1 protein-coding gene is annotated in these 1,166 nt (G+C 70.2%); it reads right to left on the bottom strand.

Annotated features, from left to right (window positions below):
• Positions 1-1,006 (bottom strand): helix-turn-helix domain-containing protein (locus EOD07_RS35170; protein ID WP_127238418.1); only part of this gene is annotated, 1,006 nt, incomplete at its 3' end.
• Positions 1,007-1,166: the final 160 nt, after the last annotated feature.

Below are 1,166 nucleotides of genomic sequence, written 5' to 3'. Positions count from 1 at the left end.
TCACAGCGCCGTGCTCCTCCTCGACCGGCGGCGCCAGCACAACGACCTCGGCGGCTTTCAGCGGCGCGAGCTCGAACCCGGCGGCCGTGGCGTTGATCTCGGCCAGCCCGGCGAGCTCGGCGCGCAGCCGCCCCATCTCGACCCTCAGCCGCGCGCGATGCGATTCATCGGCATGCCTTGCCCGGAAGGCGCGCTTCAGCAGCAGCTCGCGCGAGGCGTCCGCCGGCCATGCCTCGGCAAGCGCGCGCGCCAGCGCGAACAGCACCGGCCTTGTCGCCAGCGAAACGACCGCATCGGCTTCGCGCACGACATTGCGGCATGCATCGATCACGAACGCGCCCGAACCCAGCAGCGCCTCGACCTCGTCGAGCAGCAGCGCCTTCTCCGCGCCGCGCGCGATCAACCGGCCGACCGGCGTATTCAATACCAGGGATGCTGCTTCGACTTCGGCCTTCAGCGCGGGAATGTTGGCTTCGTAAGCGGCAAGCGATGCCCGGCCGAATGCGGAGCGCGCCGCCTTCGTCCTGAGGCGCCGGACCGCGATGCCGGCCGCGGCCAGCTCATGCGCGACACGCGCCACTGGGGGCAGCGGCGCCGGATCGAAGTCCGCCAGCAACCGCTCGGCCTCGTCGAGCCGACCGATCAGGATGAGCCGGCGCGCCTCGAGGCTGCCGGCATAGGCGGCGTTCAGCCGATCGCCGTGCGATTGAAGCGTCGCCCTTGCGGCTCGCAGCGCCTTCTCCGGCCAGCCGAGATCGCGCGAGACCAGCGCGATCTCGGCTTCCGCGACGACGCAGCGCGCACGCGCCACCGCTTCCCTCGGGCTGAAGGCGCGGGCGGCGTCCTTGAGCAGCGCCTTGGCCTTGGCGAAATCGCCCAGCTGCGCCATCGCGATGCCGCGCAGCGCCAGCGCCGGCGCATCGTCGCGCAGCGCGACGCGCTTCAAGGCGCCGAGCGGGTCGCCCGCGGCAAGCGCGCGGCCGGCGGCATTGATCAGCGAGTCCATGCCGTCCCCTCAGGGGCCGCCGGTTCAAATCGCGTCACACTTGTAACTCTCACCATCGAACCATGCGGCCTATGTCTGTCCTCGTCACCCCCAACCAAACCCAAGAACGGGACAAGAGCAATGACCCAAGACATGAAGACACCGCCGGTCGTTTCACAGG

This window comes from Mesorhizobium sp. M2C.T.Ca.TU.002.02.1.1 (genome assembly GCF_003997225.1).
This window is presented reverse-complemented; position numbering and strand designations above follow the sequence as displayed.